This is a genomic window from Muricauda sp. SCSIO 65647, assembly GCF_021534965.1.
GTDB lineage: Bacteria > Bacteroidota > Bacteroidia > Flavobacteriales > Flavobacteriaceae > Flagellimonas_A.
Map to the genome: position 1 here is coordinate 2,328,935 of NZ_CP091037.1, position 21,228 is coordinate 2,350,162.

Below are 21,228 nucleotides of genomic sequence, written 5' to 3' on the forward strand. Positions count from 1 at the left end.
TCTTCTTAAAAAATGCATGGCCTATCTTAACATAAAGGTTTTTTGTAACGAGGCGTTTGAATCGGTGCCCACAAATACTTCAAATTCACCAGGTTCTGAAACAAACTCCAATGTACTGTTGTAAAACTTCAAATCATCGGGCGTTAGGGTAATGGTAACCGTTTTGCTTTCGCCCTTTTTCAAGAATACTTTTTTAAAGCCTTTCAATTGTCTGATGGGCGGAGTGATACTGCGTACCACATCTCGCAAATATAGTTGAACAACCTCTTCACCATCAAAATTACCTGTGTTTTTTACCGTAACACTTATCTCGATCGATTCCCTTTCTGAAATGTTGCTTTTGTCAAGTTTTAGATCGGTACATTCAAAAGTTGTATAGCTAAGTCCGTGACCAAAGGGAATAAGGGGTGTGTTGGGCGCATCAAGATAATGCGATTTGAACTTATCGAATTTATCTTTTGGCGCTGGCCTACCTGTATTCTTCACGCTGTGGTAAATAGGGATCTGCCCAACGTTTCTCGGCCAGGTAGTCGTCAATTTTCCTGATGGGTTGTAATCACCAAAGACCACATCGGCCACGGCGTTTCCCGCTTCAACTCCGGGGTGCCATACCTGCAAAATGGCCACCGGCATTTCAAATTCCTCAGAAATGGTCAAGGGCCTGCCGCTCATCAACACCAGGGCAACGGGTTTGCCTGTGGCCACCAAGGCGCGAATCAATTTTTTTTGGCTTTCAGGAATGGAAATATCGGTTCGGCTGGCAGCCTCACCACTCATTTCTGTGGCCTCGCCCACAATGGCGACTACGACATCGGAGGCGTTTGCGGCCTCAACGGCCTCTTGTAAAAGGGTTTCGGGGGAACGTTCATCGATTACTATTCTAGGGCCAAATACATTGACTTTTTTGGCAAACTCGGGATCATCTGAAATATTGGCACCTTTAACATGGGAGATGGTGGCGCTAGGGGCGACATTTTTAAAGCCTTCTAAAATGGTGACCGCCAATTTGGTGTCTCCTGTGGGTGCCCAAGTGCCCAACATGTTTTTGCGGCTATCGGCCAGTGGCCCCACCAAGGCTATTTTGGCCTCTTTCTTCAGTGGAAGGATTTGATCGTGATTTTTGAATAATACAAAAGAACGGGCAGCTAGTTTTCTGGCGAAGGCCCTATTCTCTTTGGTTAAAATGTCTTTTTTCGGACGCTTTTCATCTGAATAGCGATAGGGATCTTTTAGCAAACCTGATACATGTTTGGCCTCCAGTACACGACGGCAGGCTTGCGTGATTTCGTCTTCAGTGATATTGCCCGCTTCAAGTGATTTTTTTAGGGTGGTCAGAAAGCCTTCGCCGACCATGTCCATGTCCAATCCCGCTTTTAGGGCCAATGCAGATACCGCTTGCAAATCACCAAGGCCGTGCATGATCATTTCGTTCACCGAGGTATAGTCAGAGATCACAAAGCCTTTAAAGCCCCAGCGATTGCGTAACAGATCGGTCAATAGCCATTTGTTTCCGGTAGCAGGTATGCCGTCGATATCGTTAAAAGAGGTCATAACACAGGCGACCCCGGCATCAACGGCCGCTTTGTATGGAGGCAGATATTGGTTGAACATTTTCACTTTGCCCATGTCGACGGAGTGGTAATCACGTCCCGCTTCAGCAGCTCCATAGAGGGCCATGTGCTTCACACAGGCCAACATGGTATTGGGGGCCGCCAAATCATCGGCTTGATAGCCTTTGACCATTGCCTTTGCCACTGCCGAGCCTAAAAAAGGGTCTTCACCCGCCCCTTCTGCGATACGGCCCCAGCGGGGGTCTCGGGCGATATCGACCATAGGGGAAAAATTCCACATGATACCATCAGCTGTAGCTTCGGTCGCCGCCATGCGGGCCGCCTGTTCAATCAAGTCCATATCCCAACTGCATGAAAGCCCTAGGGGAATGGGATAGGTGGTCTTATAGCCATGAATGACATCTGAACCGATCAATAGCGGAATTTTCAATCGACTATGCTCTACTGCCAATTTTTGGGCCATACGAACACGTTCGGGGCCAGACACCCCAAACAGGCCACCCACTTGACCAGCTTTGATTTTGGCCTCCACATTTTCGCTCACCACCGAACCAGTGGCTACCCCACCACCTGGTGTCAATAGGTTTAGCTGACCAATTTTTTCGTCTATGGTCATTTGTTTCAGCAAAGCTTCCACTTCGGGAATGCTTTCCCGTGTCTGTGATAGAAGACCGCCAACAACAAAAAGCTGAAAAAGAAAAATGATATGGTATTTTTTCAAAATCATATGCTAAACAATTACTAAATCAATTCTATTCTTTGTACAACCAAAAAGTGATTCAATTGCTATATTGAAAACCCAGTTTATCAAGACCCGCCCTTACCTCTTCATTTTGCATAAAAAGACTCCATAATAGTTCTGTCCGGTGGTTTTCTATCATGATAATTTGTGGTCCTTGGTCGATGGCCAAATAGGCCTCGGCCACCCAAAAATTATGCTCAGGGCTGAACGCATCGTAGAAACCGGCAGGCCCCAGCAACTTATCTTTATGTCGGTAAAAGTAGTGCATGGCACGAAGCGACTCGGTAGGGGTGTAGGGAATGGAGCTAATGGCGGCCGTTGGAGATATCACCCCTGTGTCGTTTGATGGGCTATGGGCGTTGTAGCCCATGTTTCCATCACTGTTTCGTGTATAACTTGCCGTTAATCCCCAACAGTTTTCTCCGTAATCCTCAAAGTTTCTTGGGTTTTCAGCACAGTAATTATAATTGATTTTAGAATGGTTCGCATTCACATTCCAATAATTCACGTAATCATCGGAAAGACCTCTGGGCTTTAACCCTAGATATGAATAATGTGCCCAAAACAGAGGTCCGCCAAATGGGGCATTACCGGCATGGTCGACCAATAGGGGAATGTTATATTGCGTTTCGTTTGAAGTAATGTTTCCGTTAGAGGCCCATCCGTTGCTATATACCTCTTTTTCAATACCGTGATCGGGCGAAGCCGCTGCCAAAACATAGGTGATCAATACCTCATTGTAGCCCTTGAGCTCAAGATTGATGTCAAAGCCAAAATTAGGGCTCCAATGCCAATACAGGGCATTCCTATTCTGCGTGTACCAGTTCCATTCGACACCTTTCCATAGGTCATCTGCCTGTTGTGCCAATAGCTTTTCTTCATCAGTACCGTCTTCAAAATATTCTTTTGCACAAATCAGTCCCTGCACCAAAAATGCGGTCTCGACCAGATCTCCCCCATTATCTTTGGGGCTGAACGGGATTACCGATCCATTGGTGCCATTGATCCAGTGTGACCATGCACCATGAAAGCGGTCTGCGTTTTCGAGAAAGTCAAGAAGGACCTGCAGCCGTTCAACACCTTGACCACGGGTGATGTATCCTCTTTCGATACCCACCAATAGAGCCATTATGCCAAAACCGGTACCACCAGCGGTGACCACATGGGCATCTCTGCCAGGATCATTGGGGTGGTAGCGTTCTCGAGCACCTCCGGAATTTTCTTCGGCAAAATCCCAGAAATATTTAAAGGTTTCCCGTTGGGTGAGATCCAAAAGCTCTTCATCACTTATAAGGGGTTCATCATTAGGGGGGGTACCTGTATCGTCATCTGGAAATTCAATGGGCGTATAGGTATAATCATCTTTGCCGTTACACGAAAAAAACAGGGTCAGTATCGCCAAGAAAAAAAAGGTACGTTTACCCATCCTTTTTCAGATAAGGGCTCTGGAAGCCCAATTTATTAAGTCCATTCTGTACTTCTTCATTTGCCATGAACAGTTTCCACAATAATCGACTTCTATAATTTTCAACCATTACGGGAATCGGGCCTTGATCAATGGCCAAATATCGTGGTAAATACCAGTTTTTTTCAAAACTAAAAGCATCATAAGGGCCATACTTGCCAATGAGGCTGTCTTGTTCAGTGTAAAGGTGCCGTAAAAATTTCATGCTCTCTTTTGGCGTATAGGGTATGGAAGACAGTGCGGCCGTGGGCGAAATGACCCCAATGTCTTTATTGGGCCTATGCCCCGCATATCCCTTCGGGGAATAGCTTGAGGTCAATCCCCAGCATTCTTCACCATAACCTTCATAACCTTTTGGGTTCTCGACACAATGCCTGTAGTGTATCATGGCATGGTTGGTATTGAGCTTCCAATAATCACCGTATTGATCGGTGAGACCATTGGGGTTAAGCCCTAGATAGGAATAATGGGCCCAAAACAATGGTCCTACCGGAGATGAGTCATGTTCATAATGGTCGAGCTCGGTTTGCAATCCGTAATAGGTGGTATCATTGACAATGGCACCATTTCTGGCCCAACCTTTCTCATATACTTCTTTACTGATGGGATGGGTAGGCGATGCTGCTGCCAAGACGTACATGATCAGGCATTCATTGTATCCGCCCACGGGAAAATTCATGTCCCAACCATGATTGGGACTCCAGTGCCAGTACAGCACTTTTTCACCTCCTTTGGTGTACCAGTCCCATTCGACCTCTTCCCAAAGTTTTTGGATTCTTTGTGTCAATTCTTGTTCACGATCGTTACCATCCCTGAAATATTCTTTTACGGTCAACAATCCTTGTATGAGAAAGGCCGTTTCTACCAAATCGCCCCCATCGTCTTTGGGGCTAAAAGGGGCCGTTTCACCAGTGGGCTTTAGCCAATGGGGCCAAGCCCCGTGAAAACGATCTGCCTTTTCGAGAAAATCCACGGCCTTTTCAAACCGTTCAAGTGCTTGTTCGCGGCTAATAAAGCCACGTTCAATACCTACCAGAATGGCCATTAACCCAAAGCCAGAACCACCAATGGTGATGATATCTTTATCATGGGCGGGATAAATATTATCTAGATGGATGCGCTCTCGGGCAAGACCAGAGGTTGGTTCGGCACCGTCCCAGAAATATTTGAAGGTCTGAAGTTGCAACAGGTCCAATAGCTCTTCATCAGAATAGGTCGAATTTGACACATTTTCAGCAATGGAACCTTTTTTGGTGGTTTTCTGGCCATTGCACCCCGCTACTAAAGATGCAACGGCCACGAAAACTGAGATTAAAACTAACCGCATTGAAAATTAAAACTAACTAACTCAAACAAATTTTTACCTAACTTAATCGTTCATCATGACTTCATCAATTTCCTCTTGTGTCAACACTTTGTCAAAGAGGAAAAGATCGTCGATGTAACTCAGATCCGAGAGATGGCTCCAACCGATGAAGTTTGGAGCACCTGAACCTATGGATAGGATAGAGCAGTTTTCCCAATTCATGGTTTTTCCGCTCATATCTCCCATATTGGCGACGGCCGTTCCATTAAAATAGATTTTGGTCTCGGTATCAGATACTGTGAATGCTATGTGCACCCATTCATTTGCAGAGGGATCGAGCACATCTCCATCGTTCCAGACATTATCTTCCACTGTGCCCACATGAAGCTTTATACGCTGCTCATCTGCACTGCCCTCCCTGAACAATCTAAAGCCTGCAGAAAGGTCATTGTCAGTACCGTTCATCGGAGGGCTGACCGTCAAAATGCCGCCCCTGTCAGGATCTGAATTGACTTTGTACCAAAATGCTGCACTGAACTGGTCACTGAACAACCCATCTATGGGAAATGTCAGATATGAGTCGGCGGCCCCTGCAAAGGCATCGGTACCCACTTGGCTTTCACCTGCAAAGCCAGGTGTGCCCTCAACGGTTGGTTCTATATTGTTGTTTGCGTCCGTATTGGTGCCATCAAAGGGTAAATAAAGGGTAGAACCGAAATTCTTTGGTGTAAACGTTCCACCAGACACTTCGGCCACCTCTTCGGGTGTCAGCGCTTTTGAGAAAAATCTCAAATCATCTATACTGCTTAGATCGGAAAGATGGTCCCAATAGCTAAAGGTTGGTCCACCTGAACCGATAACAAAATCACCAACGCCTGTCCAGTCAATAGGGGCCGACATATCTGATGATCGTACCTCTTGACCGTTGAAGTATATGGTATTTTTATCACTGGCAATGGTGATGGCGATATGCACCCACTCACCTGCAGTGGGATCGATAACATCACCATCGTTCCAGCTTTCACCTGTTCCAGTACCTACGTTGAGTTTGATGCGTTGCTCGGTAGGGGAACCTTCACGGAAAAGACGGAACCCTTGAAATCTATCGGCTTCATCATCGCCGATAACCAAGATACCGGCACGATCGGGATCGGCATTGACCTTGTACCAGAACGAAGCACTAAATTCAGCAGAAGTGAGGCCGTCTGACGGATAGGTCAGATAAGAATCGGTCGCGCCTAAGAAGGCTTGCGAACCAACATAGCTGTCATCGGTAAAGCCTGGGGCGCCCACTTCAGAAGCTGCCCTACTGCCCAACAAGTCGATATTATCACCATCGAACGGCATATATAAAGATTCGCCATCATACTGTGGTATATAGGGGTTCACCGCATTGATCATGATCTGTATATCGGTGGCGGTAAGTGCCTTGTCAAAAATGCGCAATTCGTCTAGATCGCTATAATCAGAGAGATGGTCCCAATAACTGAAGGTGGGGCCTCCTGAGCCGATGACCAATTCTTCGACCCCTGTCCAGTCGATGGGCGCGGCCATATCGGCCGATAGCATTTCCATTCCGTTGAAATAAATGGTGCTCTTGGTCTGTGATATGGAGATGGCAATATGTACCCATTCCCCTGCGGTTGCATCAAGTACACCTCCATCGTTCCAACTTTCACCGGTACCGGTGCCCACATTCAGTTTAATTCGTTGCTCATCGGCATTACCCTCCCTAAAGAGCCTAAAACCTTGAAAACGGTCTTCTTCATCGTCTCCTGCGACCAAAATGCCCGCTCTACCTGGATCAGAATTGACTTTGTACCAAAATGCAGCACTGAATTCAGCGCTTTTCAATCCGCCCATAGGAAAAGTAAGGTATGAATCGGTAGTGCCCCTATAAGCGTCTGGGCTGGTAAACCCACTGCCCGAAAAGCTTGGGGAGCCCACTTCGCCAGCTGTTTGAAAACTGATCAGATCCATATAGTTGCCATCAAAGGCCATATAGAATTTTTCTCCATCAAACAGGGGTTCGTATGGGGGCGCCTTGGCAAAGTTCACCTCTTCTATAGTGGTTTTCCCTTCCAGATCAGTAGCGGTCACGGTCAACGTATGGTTGCCATCCGTTAGGCCATCATAGGTGAATTCTTCCTTTACGATCCTATAATCCTTAAATGAATTGAAAGAGGCAATTTGGTTGCCATCCAATTGCACCTTGATGTCTTTGACCTCGATATCATCGGTCACTTCAATATCGATGTCAATTGATGTTACCGCTTCGAAGACTTGTATCTCAACTCCCTCAGTAGGGTAATTGACGGTTATCTGTGGGGCCGTAGCATCAGCCCCGGCAGCTACTTCTGTGATGGGGTCTATTCCTTGTTCGCACGAGTACACCAAAAAAATGGTAGCGAACAATGTCATGATTTGTTTTATATTTCTCATCGGTCGTTCTTTTTTCATTTTTGGTTTATTGGTCTAGCTCTTGCAAAATCGGAAATTGATCCACTTGTGCTTGAGGATAAGGCAAGAAAGCTTTATCAGTGGTAAAGGTTCTGCCGTCATAGCTCAATTCATCGGTACGGCCCAAACGAACCATGTCGAAATATCTCTTGCCCCACTCCATACTGAGCTCTGCATATTTTTCATCTAAAACATCATCGAGGGATACCCCTGACAATGGATCGAGACCAGCCCTTTCGCGCACCATGTTCACCGCCTGGTCTGCCGTCATGCCCGAAGCTGAGGCCCCATGCGCCAAGGCTTCGGCATAGGTCAACAGAATTTCGGCATATCTAATAATATTGAAGTTTTTGTTACTGCCATAGGCCGTTCTACCCGGGATCAACTGATTGGATGGCAAATAATGCTTCCCACTGGCAAATAGGGCCCGTGCGTAATCATTGATGACATCACCATCTCTAGTGGTGTTGGAAACAAAGCCTGGCAAAGTGGCATAGTTTGGATCCGCCTGTATTTCGGCAATGCCACGGTCGGTAAAGAGCACACTGGTCTCTAACCGTACTGTTTCGCCCCTGTCCAACATGAACTTGATGAATTTCATACTGGGTTCGAAAAAGCCCCAACCACTACCGGCACCTTCAACAGCGGGGCCCCAGTTTTGTGGGCCATATGGGGCATATAAGTGGCCTTCACGATCACCTTCACCTTGGCCAAAGTCTGAATATTGCATTTCCAATATGCTTTCGTCACTTAATTTACCCGGTGTTTTAAACAGTTCATAGAAATCAGGGAAAAGACTGAACCCACCTGAATTGATGATCTCGGCGCATGCATCGGCCACAGCTTGGTAATTTTCCAGTTCTTGGTTGGCCAAGGCTTTGACAGCAAGAGCAGCATAAACGGTCATGCCACCGGGAAGATCCAATCTTTCGTTGGGACGCATGACCGGAAGATGCGGAATGGCCTCGTCCATCTGATCGGAAATGTGCTGCATTACCTCGTCTTGTGTAGGTAAAGCTTCGAGTTCAAACAGTTCTGCGGTGTTTGAAGAGGTAGGTATGAACACATCTCCCCAGACCTGTGTAATGTGAAAGAGCATAATGGCCCTCAACACTTTCGCTTCTGCTATATATTGATCGCCCAAGGCTTTTCCGTCATCATCGGCCAGTTCTTGATATCGGGCAATTTGTTCCATTCCGGTATGGGCAGTGATCACGTCACGATATACATTTTCCCAGAGCGAGTTGTACATCCAATAGTCTTTGTTGTAGTTGAAAAGATCGGTCTCGGCAAAATCTTGTTGATCCCCAAGCCCTCCGGCATTTACATCATCACCACGAACGGCAATCAACAAGGGCTGTTCCCAACCACGTGATTGAAAGGCTTCATAGACCCCGATGATCGAAAGCACCATATCATCTGTTTGGGTGAAATCGGTACCGCCGGCAAAGTTGTTGTTCAATTCGGGCTCATCCAGTTTATCTGAACACCCGATGATAGCCAATGGCACTATGGCCATTATGGTCAGTAGCTTAATTTTCTTGAGCAGTTTCATAATCATTTTTTTAAATTTTAACGTTAACACCAATTGTGTACACGGCAGGTACGGGATAGGTCTGATTATCTACCCCGTTGGGCACTTCAGGGTTGAAGCCATTGTATTCAAATAAGGTCAATGGTTTTTCGGCAGTAGCGTACACCCTGATTTGGGGAAGCCCTTTTTGCTCCCCGTTTTTGTTTATTGTATACCCTAAGGTAATATTCTGAATCCTAAAAAAGTCACCATCTTCAATGAACCAATTGTTCAACCGTTGGTTCCATCCTTTTCTGATGCCCGCTGAAGAGGGATAGCTATTCGTGGTACCTTCACCGTGCCAACGATTGACCGCAAAGTCACGGTCCCAGTTGGTATCATTGGTAAAGATGACCTCACCTCTTTTTCTGTTCAAGATAGAATTGCCTCCTTGGCCGATGGCGCTGGCAGCAAAATCCCAATTTTTGTAGTTGACCCCAAAATTGAAGCCAAAAGTATATGAAGGCAAGAATGAGCCCAGAACGGTTCGGTCATCATCGGTAATATCACCATCACCGTTAATGTCACGGTAAATGAAATCACCGGGCTCGAGATCATTTGCGACGGCTACGGGATCAGCTTGGATTTGTGCCTCGTTTTGGTAAACACCGATGATTTCGCGTCCATAGAAAGCAAAAATCGATTCACCGACAATGGAACGTTGGCGGAATTCTGCCGTACCGGCATCTAAAAATTCAGCATCGCCCAGACCGAGCACTTCATTGTTCAATGTAGAAAAGTTACCGCCTATTGAATAGCTGAAGTCTTTAGAAACCCTTTTATCCCAATTGAGTACTACTTCCAATCCTGAGTTTCTGATTTCACCTACGTTTTGCCTAATTGATCCTGGAATCAAAGGCCTCAATACCGGTATAACGGCATCTTTGGTATCTCTAATGAAATAATCAGCATCTAAAGATAGGTTGTTATTGAACATACTGGCTGTAAGACCAATGTTGGTCTCTTCGGTCACTTCCCATCTCAATGCAGTAAAGTCGTTACTGGTACTCAGGCCACTGAACAAAATATCGCCCAATGCGGTAGTGACCACTTCAGAGGTGACCGACCCTTCACTAGAGGGTATTCTATCGTTACCCAACTCACCCCAGCTACCTCTTAATTTGATATAGTTCAAGACATCATTTTGAGGAAAGAACGCTTCTTCAGAAAGCACCCAACCTGCACCTATGGTAGGGAAGTAGCCCCATTTTTCTTGGTACTTGTTGGTACCATCGGCACGAAACGTACCATACAACAGGTAACGGTTGTCAAAGTTGTAAGAAACCCTGCCAAAGTAAGAGAAACCAAACTCTCTGGCCCCGCCATCAAATGTATCTTCTTGTACAATGGTCTGGGCCAAATCAAGAAAATAAGCTTCTGGGCCTGTCAATGGAAAATTAAGGCCCCTTGCTTGGAGCATATCCAAGGCCTCGTCCCTAAAAGAAGTACCGGCCATCACGGTCAAATCGTGTTTGCCAAATGTCTGGGTATACGTCAATGTATTGTCCCAAATTTGGTTTGAAATGGTGATATCCCTTTTCAATAAGGAAGCATCGACACGTTGAAAGTTGTCACCCAAGAAATAAGGAAGGCGCACCTCTCTTCTGTTGGTACTTTCGAAGTTATGGTTGTAGGCCGTTCTGAATTTCAATTTTTCAGGAATTAAATCAACTTCAGCATAGAAGTTGGCCAGTACATTGCGTATTTTTTCGCGGTTTTCGCTGAAATCCATTGTTGGAAATGGATTCTGGCCGCCCCTGTAGCCCAAATCTTGTGCATTGGCATAAGGTGTGGGGAACACATCAGGATTTTCTGCCAAAAGTGGGTCAAAGACGGGTAGAATGGGCACGGCATAATAGGCCAAACGCCATGCAGAATCTTCCGCATCAAATCGGGTAGCATTACTGAGTACCATATTACCACCTACCTTTAGCCAATCATTCACTTTGAAATCAATTTTCGCACGAAGGTTAAAGCGTTCATACTCATTTTTCATTTTTAGCAGACCATCTTGTTGAAAATAGTTGGCGCCTATGGCATAGGTTGCGCTTTCAGTGCCTCCTGTCATATTCAGGCTATGGTTTTGTATCAAGGCCAAACGCGTGATTTCATCATACCAATCGGTGTTGACGGCCGGAATATTCGGATTGATGCGGCTTCTGCCATAACGCTGCATGGCATTTAAAATAAATTGAGCATCGGGTTCTGATCCAGATTCCAGGGCCAAAGTGGTGAACTGCTCGGCATTGGCCATGGTCAATACGTTCTGTGCCACTTGATAGCCCGTATAACCATCGTAGGTTATCTGTGGTTTTTGGTTGAACTTACCTGATTTGGTTTCAATCAATACCACACCATTGGCGGCACGAACCCCATAGATGGCTGCTGCTGAAGCATCTTTCAATACTGAAATGGATTCAATATCGGCGGTATTCAAAAAATCTATATCATTGAAAAAAGCCCCGTCAACCACAAATAATGGACCACTTGAGTTATTGTTGTTATTTTGGTTCGTGTCATATGAACCGATACCACGAATACGAACCGTAGGCGATTGCCCGGGTCCACCATTGTTCACAATTTGTAGACCTGCGACACGGCCTTGTAAGGCTTGCATGGGCTGGCCCACCGGCGCAAGATCTAAAACCTCAGAATCGACCGTGGCTATTGACGAAGTAAGGTCTTTGACCTTTAACTCACCATAGCCGACCACGACTACCTCGTCTAGGGCCTGGGTATCTTCCTGTAGTGAAACATTAATGATCGTTTGGCCATTAATGGGCACTTCTTGTGAAGTGAAGCCGATGTAACTAAAGACCAAAGTGCCATCACTGGGCACGTCGGCCAGTGCATAATTTCCGTCAAAGTCAGTTTGCATGCCTGTAGTAGTTCCTTTGAGAATAACATTGGCACCTGGCATGGGTTGCCCCTGACTATCGGTTACCGTACCTGAGACCGTGATATTGTTTTGCGCAAAAGAAGCAATGGAGAACAATAACAACGGTATTGACAACAAGATGCTTTTATATTTCATGAGTATTCAAAAATTGAGTTAGATTTTTGCTAAGTTACTAAGGCGCAGTTCTTTTATAAAACTATCGAGATACATAACAAATACATCATGCGAAAAGGTTTTCGTAAAGTCTGTTAACAAAGGCTTAACGCTATTTCTGTAGTCTTAAAGAGAAAGAAAATTTAACAGAATGATGTAGTAATGATGTATTGTGGTTTTAGGGTGTGACAATTCTGCATTTCGCTTGTCAACTACCTATTAGAAGGTTATCAGAAAGTTGGAAAGGTTTTCGGAACTGTTGATTTTTAGTTTTTTTCTAAGTCGGTATCGATGTATCTCGACACCTCTAATTGAGATAGCCATCAGCGGAGCTATTTCTTTGGTGGAAAGGTTCATTTTGAGATAGGCACAGAGTTTGAGATCTTTTGGGGTGAGGATAGGGTATTTTTTCAACAGTCTTTCAAAAAAATCTTCATGCAATTCTTTGAAATTTACCTCAAAGCGTTTCCAATCTTCGGTGTCTTGTATCGAATTATTGAGTTTTTTGATGAATGATCGATAGCGTTGAGAATTGGAAAATTTGTCTTTATTGACGACGAGCATATTTTTCAGCTCCAGAATCATTTCGTTCTTCTTGGCGATATTAAGCGTGGTGCTGGCCAATTCGTTCTGTTTCAGTTTAACTTCTTTGGCCAATTTCTCCCTTTCGAGCTCGGCCATTCGTTCATCTTGTTCTTTTTTCATTCGAAGTTCCAACTCACGCTGCTTACGTGTCAATTTTCTGCGGTTGTACCATCGAATGGTCGCGATGGTGGCAAGGGTAAGCAGAATATAGATGGCAATCATCAGATTGGAAAGAAACCATGGTGGAGCAATTTTGAACTCCAATAGTGCGGGTTCTGAAACCTCATTGTCAATTCCGACGGCAAAAACCTGAATTTGGTATTCACCATGTGGAAGGTTCTGAAATTGTATAAAACCATTTTCAGCATAACCTGAATGCACCTTTGCCCCTTCTAGCCTGTACCTATAGCGGGCCTGCATGAGTTCTGGTGCTGCCACCTGAACCGTAATGATTCGAGAATCAGGGTAGGCCATTTCGATTTCATCTGACCCGGTTGTGGCATACGGCCGCATTTCGTCCCTGATAAAGGTAATGTTGGGTTTGGGAAGCGCTACGTTGTCTAACTGGCTTTTGAGTTTTGAAGGGTTTATGTTTGCAAAGCCGTCATTTAACGTCACAAAAAGGGTCGAATCGCCTATTCTTACCATTTTTTGTGAATCGGGGGCCAATCGTTCTCGCAAGGGCAAATCTGATATCAATAGACTGTCGGTCTTCAAATCGGTATTGATGATTTCTTTTTCGCCTTCGCCTTCAACAAACCAAAAGTGATCGTTATCGACAAAGAGTAGTTCTTTATCATTGAATCTTTGAAACTCGTCAAAAACAATGATTCTATCAACAATGGGATCGTACTTGTACCATTTCCCCTCACTATTGAAGACTATTTGGTTCTTGATGTTGTATATTTTGATATTGTATTCGCTGGGCGAACCCTCATCATGGTATTGCTGCGTTCGCAGTATTTCATCATAATCTTCTTTTAGGTGAATTCGAAACAGTCCTTTATAAGGGTGTGCGGCCCATACGATTGTTGGGCTTTCGAAACAGAGCTGTTTGATGGGAAAGCCAACACCCCTTATCTTTTTGACTTGCCAATTGCCCTGTTGTTCTTTTTCAAATTTGGTAAGACCGTTATAAGTACCCTGAATATAGGTGTTGTATTGTTCGGGTACTTTTTTGATTTCGTACCCACCGGAAACATCGGAGATTTTCTCAAATTTGTTGTCAATGATTTTATAGGTGCCGGTGTTGTGGCCGCAAAGTAAATCGCCATCTACCTCTTCAAGGTCCCAGACATGTCCCAAAGAACCGTTGACAAATTTTAATTCGTCATCTTCGAAATAAAAGACCCCGGTATTGCTGCCCAAATAAAGTCGGTCATTATAATTTGCTATGTCATAGACCATGCCCAAGGCCCCTGAATAATCGGTATAGTAGGTAATGGGGTAATTGAGCCTTGCCCGGGCAATACCATTGTCGAGGCCCAGCCAGAATTGGTCGCGAAATTGAAGCATCGAGAGCACCGTATTGTTCTGAAGCCCTGACCCCCGATTGAGAATTTGATAGGTGTCTGAAACGGGGTCAAAGATGTAGACGCCATTTTTGATGGTGCCAAAGGCCATTTTGTCCGTATTCAATAACAGCAATTTGTTCAATTGGTGCAGCTTTAACTCTTCGTTGATTTGCGTTTCCCATGGTATAAGAGTGCTCCCATCAAAAAAATAACAGCCGTTGAGTTTTGTGCCCACTAAAATGCCACCGTTCAACAAAATCATATCGGTAATGGTCATGCCCTGCAATTGATTTTGGTTCTCAAGCGGTATCAATTGATCTTCTTTGAGTTCACACAGGCCTCTGGTGCTCAGGGCCACAATTGTTCTATCTTGATAAACCATCATATCAGAAATGACCTCGGGAGGGTCTATGACCTTCACTTTTCCATTTCTGAATATATAGATTGCTGAAAATGATCGAAATAAGATCGAATCGTGTACCGGTAAGATTTCCCAGAATTCTTCACTGGTGAATTCGTGGTCATTGATCAATGGGGTGAGTGAGGTGTATTCTAAAAAACCAAGCTCGTTTTTTTTCCAATGGCCAAATTCTTCATACGACCCCGTATAGATTTTATCTCCGACTGCCGCCACCGAACGTATAATGGTATTGTTCGGCAATTTATTAAGGTGCCAACGTTCGCCATCATAATGCAACAGGCCTTTGTTGTTGGCCACAAAAAGCTCTCCTTTTTCATTCACTGCCAGTCCCCAGTTTTTACTACCTCCTTTATATTCCAGTAAACTATAGTTGTAAATGGGCGGCAACAAGTTCTGGGCATGCGAAAAAAGCGTGATGAGAAACAAACAAACGATGAATGAAACCGCTTTGGGCAAAGACATATTTAAAAATTATCGATGGTGACTAGAATGGTACAAAGCTAAAAGAATCAGTTGAATGGTTTACAATACTTTATGTTGTTGACAGTGGGAACACATCATTTGTTCATCAAAAATGTGTAGTGCCAGTATTGCTAAATCATATAATTGATGTGGTCAAGAATGCTTGAAATATAGGTTAAATACTGATATTGATAGTGATTGATGTATTTTTTATGTAGTTGTTTTTCGAGGTTGATGTACTGCTCTTTAGTAACTTGACATGAATATTTATGAAGTGCTTTCACTATGAAAATCATGACTGCCAAAGTTCTGTTGCTGACCATTTGCTTGCTAAAAGGAGTGCCCCTTCCCGCACAGGATGGTCTTTTGAAAAAAGAATTCAAAACCTATTGCAATCCATTGGACATCGACTACTCTTATATGTCACATTACAGGGCCAAGAACAATGTTTCATACCGCTCGGGTGCTGATCCGGCAGTGGTGAATTTCAATGGAAAATTCTATATGTTCGTGACACGCTCACATGGGTATTGGACTTCTACCGACATGAGTGATTGGCGGTTTATCAAGCCCCAAAGTTGGTATTTTAATGGAAGCAATGCGCCCGCCGCAGCAGTACATGGTGATAAGATCATCCTTTTGGGCGATCCTTCGGGCCAAGGTGCGGTCATCGAGACGAATAATCCAGATTTGGGTGATTGGAAAACCAATTTTGCCGTGATCAATATGCCCGGTGGGGTGCAAGACCCTAATCTGTTCGTCGATGATGATGGAAAGGTCTATCTCTATGAGGAGTCGTCGAATAAATGGCCCATTCGCGGCGTAGAACTCGATCCTGAAAATTACTATATCCCGATTGGGGAGCAAAAAGACCTTTTTAACCTTGTGCCGGATACGCATGGCTGGGAACGTTTTGGCCAAGACCACCGATCTGACCTCAAGCCGTTTATCGAAGGCCCGTGGATGATGAAACATAACGACACTTATTATTTAGAGTACGGTGCCCCTGGCACGCAGTGGAATGTCTATGCCGATGGGGTCTATACCAGTAAAAACCCATTGGGGCCTTTCGAATATGCACCTTACAATCCCATTTCATATAAACCGGGTGGTTTTTTGAAAGGCTCGGGGCATGGTAGTACCGTTCGAGACAACAATGGCAATTATTGGCATTTTGCTACCATGGCCATTTCGGTGAACTATAAGTTTGAACGTAGAATTGGCATGTATCCTGCGGGATTTGAACCTGACAATGGGCAAATGTTCGTAAACACTGCCTATGGTGATTACCCACATTACCTACCGTATACCGAGGTCGAAAACCACAAGAACCGTTTCACAGGCTGGATGTTGTTGTCGTATAAAAAACCTGTCAGCACTAATTCGCCCTTGGTCGAGGGTAAGCCGAACGTGGTCGATGAGAGTGAGGAAGGCTATATGCAAGAACAAATCACTGATTTTGATAGCAACAGGATCAATGACGAAGAAATTCGTTCATATTGGGTTTCGGCGGCCAACAATGATTCTATTCATGTGGATATCGATTTGGAAAAAGTTCATGATGTGCATGCCATACAGCTTAATTTTCAGGATTATCAGAGCAACATTTATGGTCGGCCAAATACGTTACGGCAACAGTTCAAGATTCAAGCTTCACTTGATGGCAAGAATTGGAAGACCATTGCCGATTATTCACAAAACAGGCGCGATATGCCGCACGGCTATATCGAATTAAAAAAACCAGAGGCTGCCCGGTATGTTCGGTACGACCATGTATATTGCACGAACAATTACTTGGCCATTTCAGAATTGCGAATATTCGGAAAGGGTAGGGGAAAGCTGCCCAAAACGCCCAAAAAATTCAGGGCAAGACGACAAGATGATCGTAGAAATGTGGACTTGACCTGGAAACCGGTTGAAGGAGCCAAAGGCTATGTGGTTTATTGGGGTATTCATGCTGATAAATTGAACCTCTCGGCTTTGCTATACGATGAGCCCAATTATGAACTGCGCGCCCTGAACACCGACCAGAAGTACTATTATCAAGTAGAGGCCTTTAATGAAAACGGCATCTCGAAAAGAAGTGAGATCATTGCAACGGAGTAATATGAAGCAAAGCGGTTTTAAAGTATCCATCCGTGCCTAGGCTCGCCTTGTTTTTTTGACCATGGCGCATCTACAGGCTCAAGGCAGATCAAAATCGTTTAGTGTATTTGAGAGAAAAGGATGAAAAACAATGATGGACAATTGATTGCAATAGTTGGCCAAAGTAAGATTATTGAAACCGATAAGAACAGTATCTTTGAAATCTTAAACTTTGTTATGTCATCTTTAAATGTAAGGGCGCGTTTTTATTTTTCTGTTCTTGTGGTGCTCATTTCCTATTCTTGTAAGGATAAGCCCAAGAATGATTCCCCTCAGAAGAACAGAACAGAACCCATTTCAGTATTGGTCGAGAAACCAGATGGCATGGAAATTCCCGAAGGCATGGTTTGGATCCCGGGGGGAATACTCAAACAAGGGGCGATATCCTCAGACCCTTTCGCCATGGGCCATGAGCGTCCACAACACACCGTGGCCGTTGATGGCTTTTTTATGGACGCGACCGAAGTCACCAATAGCGAATATGCCAAATTTGTGGAAGAAACCGGATATGTGACCGTAGCCGAACGGGCGATTGATTGGGAAGAAATGAAAAAACAGCTTCCCCCTGATACGCCAAAACCACATGATTCCGTCATGCAACCGGGTTCCTTGCTGTTCAAGAAGCCAAAACAGCAGGTTGTTGACCTAAATGATTATTCTCAATGGTGGGAGTGGAAGGTAGGGGCCAATTGGAGGCATCCCCAAGGACCGGGCAGTGATTTGGACGGAAGGGAAAATTACCCGGTTGTACATATTTCCTATGAAGATGCCTTGGCCTATTGTGAATGGGCGGGCAGAAGGTTGCCAACAGAGGCCGAATGGGAGTGGGCCGCAAGAGGGGGTTTAAATCAGACCATTTTTCCATGGGGAAACGACAAGGAGATTTTGAACCAACGTGCGAATACATGGAGCGGTACTTTCCCTATGGATAACGATGGTGATGACGGTTTCAAGAACAAAGCACCAGTGGCATCATATCCACCAAACGGTTACGGACTCCATGATATCGTAGGCAATGTATGGGAATGGACACAAGATTGGTACAATGCCAGCTATTACAAAAATCGTGTTGCAGCGAATGATACCCTAATGAACCCGACAGGCCCTGAATCACCTTTGAACCGATACAATCCGTATGCCAAAGAGAAAGTCATCAAAGGCGGGTCATTTCTCTGCAATGCCAACTATTGCGCAAGTTATCGGGTATCGGCCCGTATGGCCAATTCGCTTGATTCGGCGCAGGAACATTTGGGTTTCAGAACGGTGTTGCCAGTACGTGCCAAGGCACATGTAATGGCCATTCATAAAGACTTGAACGCGAAGATTGCGTATAATTGCGATATCGATACCGTATTCATCGCCGCGCCCAAGCATTGGCATGCCCCAATGGCCGTCATGGCGATGCAGGCAGACAAGTATGTGTACGTAGAGAAGCCCTATGGTCATGATCAACATGAAAAAGCCATGCAAGGCTTGAAACTTGAGTATGAAATGGGTGGGGAACCGAAATTATAGTGAATGAAGCGAAGAGAATTTGTAAAGGGAAGTTTGGCAACCTCGGCAATATTATATGCATCCTCGGCTTTGGGGTTTGAACGAATCAAAAGTGCCAATGAGACCATCAATATCGGAATCGTGGGCACGGGAGACCGCGGTGCCGGGTTGATTCCCATCATCAACGAGATTCCAAATTTGAGGGTGGTGGCCTGTTGCGATATCATTCCCTTTCGACTCGAAGAAGGTCTGGCAAAAGTTGACGGCCAGATAAAAGGATATGACGATTACAGAAAGCTGCTAGATGACCAGAATGTGGACGCTGTTCTAGTGGCCACTCCTTTCAATACCCATTCACAAATAGCCATTGACGCTTTAGATGCGGGCAAGCATGTTTATTGTGAAAAAACCTTGGCAAAAGGCTATGAAGGCATTGAACAATTGGTCAAAAAAGCCTCGGGTACTGACAAAATCTTTCAAACAGGCCATCAATACCATAGTTCTCGACTATACACCCATATAATAGATCAGATCAAAGAGGGAAAGATCGGGAAGATTTCTGCCGTTGAATGCCAGTGGAACCGAAATGGCAGTTGGCGCCGCCCTGTGCCAGACCCTAAATGGGAGCGGCTCATCAATTGGCGTATGTACCGTGAATACTCGGGCGGACTATTGGCCGAACTTTGTTCGCACCAACTTGATTTTACGAATTGGGCGCTAGAGACCGTTCCTGAAAAAGTGATGGGCATTGGCGGTATCGATTATTGGAAAGATGGCCGTGAAACCTACGACAACATTCACTTGATATATAGCTATCCCGATGGAATAAAGGCCACGTTTACCTGTCTTACGAGCAATGCCATGGGCGATTATAAAATCAAGGTATTGGGTGATAAGGGAAGTTATGTGCTTGACTATGTCAAGGCATGGTACTACCCTGAAGGGCGATATGAAAAAGAACTGGGTGAAGTCGATGGGGTTTCTGGGGCTACCGTGAATTGGGACCATGGCAAAGGTATTCCCGTTGAGATTGACCATGCCGATCCCAGCAAACAGGCCCTGATCGATTTTAAGGAAAGCATTGTCAACGATCAGCGGCCCATTTCCGATATACATAGTGGGGCCAAAACAGCTCTTTGTGTACAGATGGGACTCGATGCCATGTACAATGGCGAGACAATTGAATGGGCCTCAACGGTTCTTTCAGAATAAAAACCATGACAGGCCATGATTGAAACCGATTTGGCCAATACCCCATTGTAATTTTTTGGCGCAAGTATAGACTAATCGAGGGTAAAAGTTTAACCTAAGAACACGTAAAATGCGAATAGCGATCAATGGAATGGGCCGAATAGGAAGAGCGGCCTTAAAAGTGATAAATGAGACCCCAGGCTTACAAGTTGTGGCGGTAAACGATATTGTTTCCATAGAGAACACGGCATACCTCTTAAAATATGACACGGTTTATGGAATTTACGAGAAAGAAGTTTCCCATGAAGAAGATGCACTTGTTGTTGATGGGCAACGAATTCAATATACCTCGGTACGTAACCCAGAAGATTTGCCTTGGAAAGAATTGAATGTAGAGCTTGTTATCGAAAGTACCGGGGTGTTCACCAAGGGTGAGGATGCCGAACGGCACTTAAAAGCGGGTGCAAAGACGGTTGTGATCTCTGCGCCTACCAAAAGTACAGATACCCCTACGGTGGTTCATGGGGTGAATTCGCAAGATGGTAATGTAAGTGTTTTTTCCTGTGCTAGCTGTACCACCAACAACATTAGCCCTGTTGTGGAAATCTTGGGTCGTAGGGTAGGGATCAAAAAGGCGATAATGACCACGGTGCATGCCTACACGGCCTCACAGGGCATCGTGGATGCGCCGTCTAAAAAGAACTTCAGAATGGGTAGGGCAGGGGCACAGAATTTGATTCCCACAACAACAGGCGCTGCCATTGCCACTACCAAGGCACTACCCGAATATTCAGGTAAGTTTGATGGCGTGGCCATTCGCGTACCCGTACCCGTAGGGTCCATTTCCGATATGACCTTTGTAATGGAAAAAGAAGTGACACCGGCGGAAATCAATCAAATTTTGACGGAAGAAGCCGAAACCGATCGTTATGCCAAGGTATTGGCAGTGACTGATGAACCTATTGTGTCTTCCGATATTATTAAAAGCCCTTATGCCTCAACTGTCGATTTGGGCATGACCCGGGTCGTCGATGGCGATTTGCTTAAGGTAATGACTTGGTACGATAATGAGTGGGGGTTTACCAATCAAATGATACGACAGATTTTGGAGATAAGGGGATAATCTGCACCTTGAAGATAAAAAAAAGCCCGGCCAATTGGCCGGGCTTTTTGATGTCTATAATGTCTCAAACAGGCTTCATTAATAAACATGCCGATGACGATAACCCCTAAATAGGTATGGCCAA

Annotated in this window: 11 protein-coding genes; 4 read left to right on the plus strand and 7 right to left on the minus strand. The window is 45.0% G+C overall.

The window, feature by feature from the left end:
• Positions 1–21 precede the first annotated feature (21 nt).
• From bglX to L0P89_RS10340, 7 genes are all read right to left on the minus strand, one after another.
• Positions 22–2,298: a beta-glucosidase BglX gene (gene bglX / locus L0P89_RS10310; RefSeq protein WP_235265020.1), complete on the minus strand. Its 2,277-nt coding sequence runs from the start codon at positions 2,296–2,298 to the stop codon at positions 22–24.
• A 52-nt stretch (positions 2,299–2,350) separates the two neighbouring features.
• Complete coding sequence (locus L0P89_RS10315; protein ID WP_235265021.1) at positions 2,351–3,739, minus strand: glucoamylase family protein; 1,389 nt, start codon at positions 3,737–3,739, stop codon at positions 2,351–2,353.
• A complete protein-coding gene (locus L0P89_RS10320; protein WP_235265022.1) occupies positions 3,732–5,105 on the minus strand; it encodes a glucoamylase family protein in 1,374 nt (457 codons plus the stop codon). The genes L0P89_RS10315 and L0P89_RS10320 overlap by 8 nt, the downstream gene beginning before the upstream one ends.
• Positions 5,106–5,147: 42 nt before the next feature.
• Positions 5,148–7,544 carry a LamG-like jellyroll fold domain-containing protein gene (locus L0P89_RS10325; RefSeq protein WP_235265023.1) on the minus strand — a complete coding sequence of 799 codons (2,397 nt, stop codon included), beginning with the start codon at positions 7,542–7,544 and terminating at the stop codon, positions 5,148–5,150.
• 7 nt (positions 7,545–7,551) lie between these two features.
• Positions 7,552–9,099, minus strand: a complete 1,548-nt coding sequence (locus L0P89_RS10330; protein ID WP_235265024.1) for a RagB/SusD family nutrient uptake outer membrane protein — start codon at positions 9,097–9,099, stop codon at positions 7,552–7,554.
• A 10-nt stretch (positions 9,100–9,109) separates the two neighbouring features.
• Positions 9,110–12,151, minus strand: a complete 3,042-nt coding sequence (locus tag L0P89_RS10335; RefSeq protein WP_235265025.1) for a SusC/RagA family TonB-linked outer membrane protein — start codon at positions 12,149–12,151, stop codon at positions 9,110–9,112.
• Positions 12,152–12,388: 237 nt separating this feature from the next.
• Positions 12,389–15,151 carry a LuxR C-terminal-related transcriptional regulator gene (locus L0P89_RS10340; RefSeq protein ID WP_235265026.1) on the minus strand — a complete coding sequence of 921 codons (2,763 nt, stop codon included), beginning with the start codon at positions 15,149–15,151 and terminating at the stop codon, positions 12,389–12,391.
• 294 nt (positions 15,152–15,445) lie between these two features.
• Between L0P89_RS10340 and L0P89_RS10345 the strand changes: the two genes are divergently transcribed.
• From L0P89_RS10345 to gap, 4 genes are all read left to right on the plus strand, one after another.
• Complete coding sequence (locus tag L0P89_RS10345; RefSeq protein ID WP_235265027.1) at positions 15,446–17,257, plus strand: family 43 glycosylhydrolase; 1,812 nt, start codon at positions 15,446–15,448, stop codon at positions 17,255–17,257.
• A 120-nt stretch (positions 17,258–17,377) separates the two neighbouring features.
• A complete protein-coding gene (locus L0P89_RS10350; protein WP_313790921.1) occupies positions 17,378–18,811 on the plus strand; it encodes an SUMF1/EgtB/PvdO family nonheme iron enzyme in 1,434 nt (477 codons plus the stop codon).
• Positions 18,812–18,814: 3 nt separating this feature from the next.
• A complete protein-coding gene (locus tag L0P89_RS10355; protein ID WP_235265028.1) occupies positions 18,815–20,002 on the plus strand; it encodes a Gfo/Idh/MocA family protein in 1,188 nt (395 codons plus the stop codon).
• A 109-nt stretch (positions 20,003–20,111) separates the two neighbouring features.
• A complete protein-coding gene (gene gap / locus L0P89_RS10360; protein WP_235265029.1) occupies positions 20,112–21,104 on the plus strand; it encodes a type I glyceraldehyde-3-phosphate dehydrogenase in 993 nt (330 codons plus the stop codon).
• Positions 21,105–21,228: the final 124 nt, after the last annotated feature.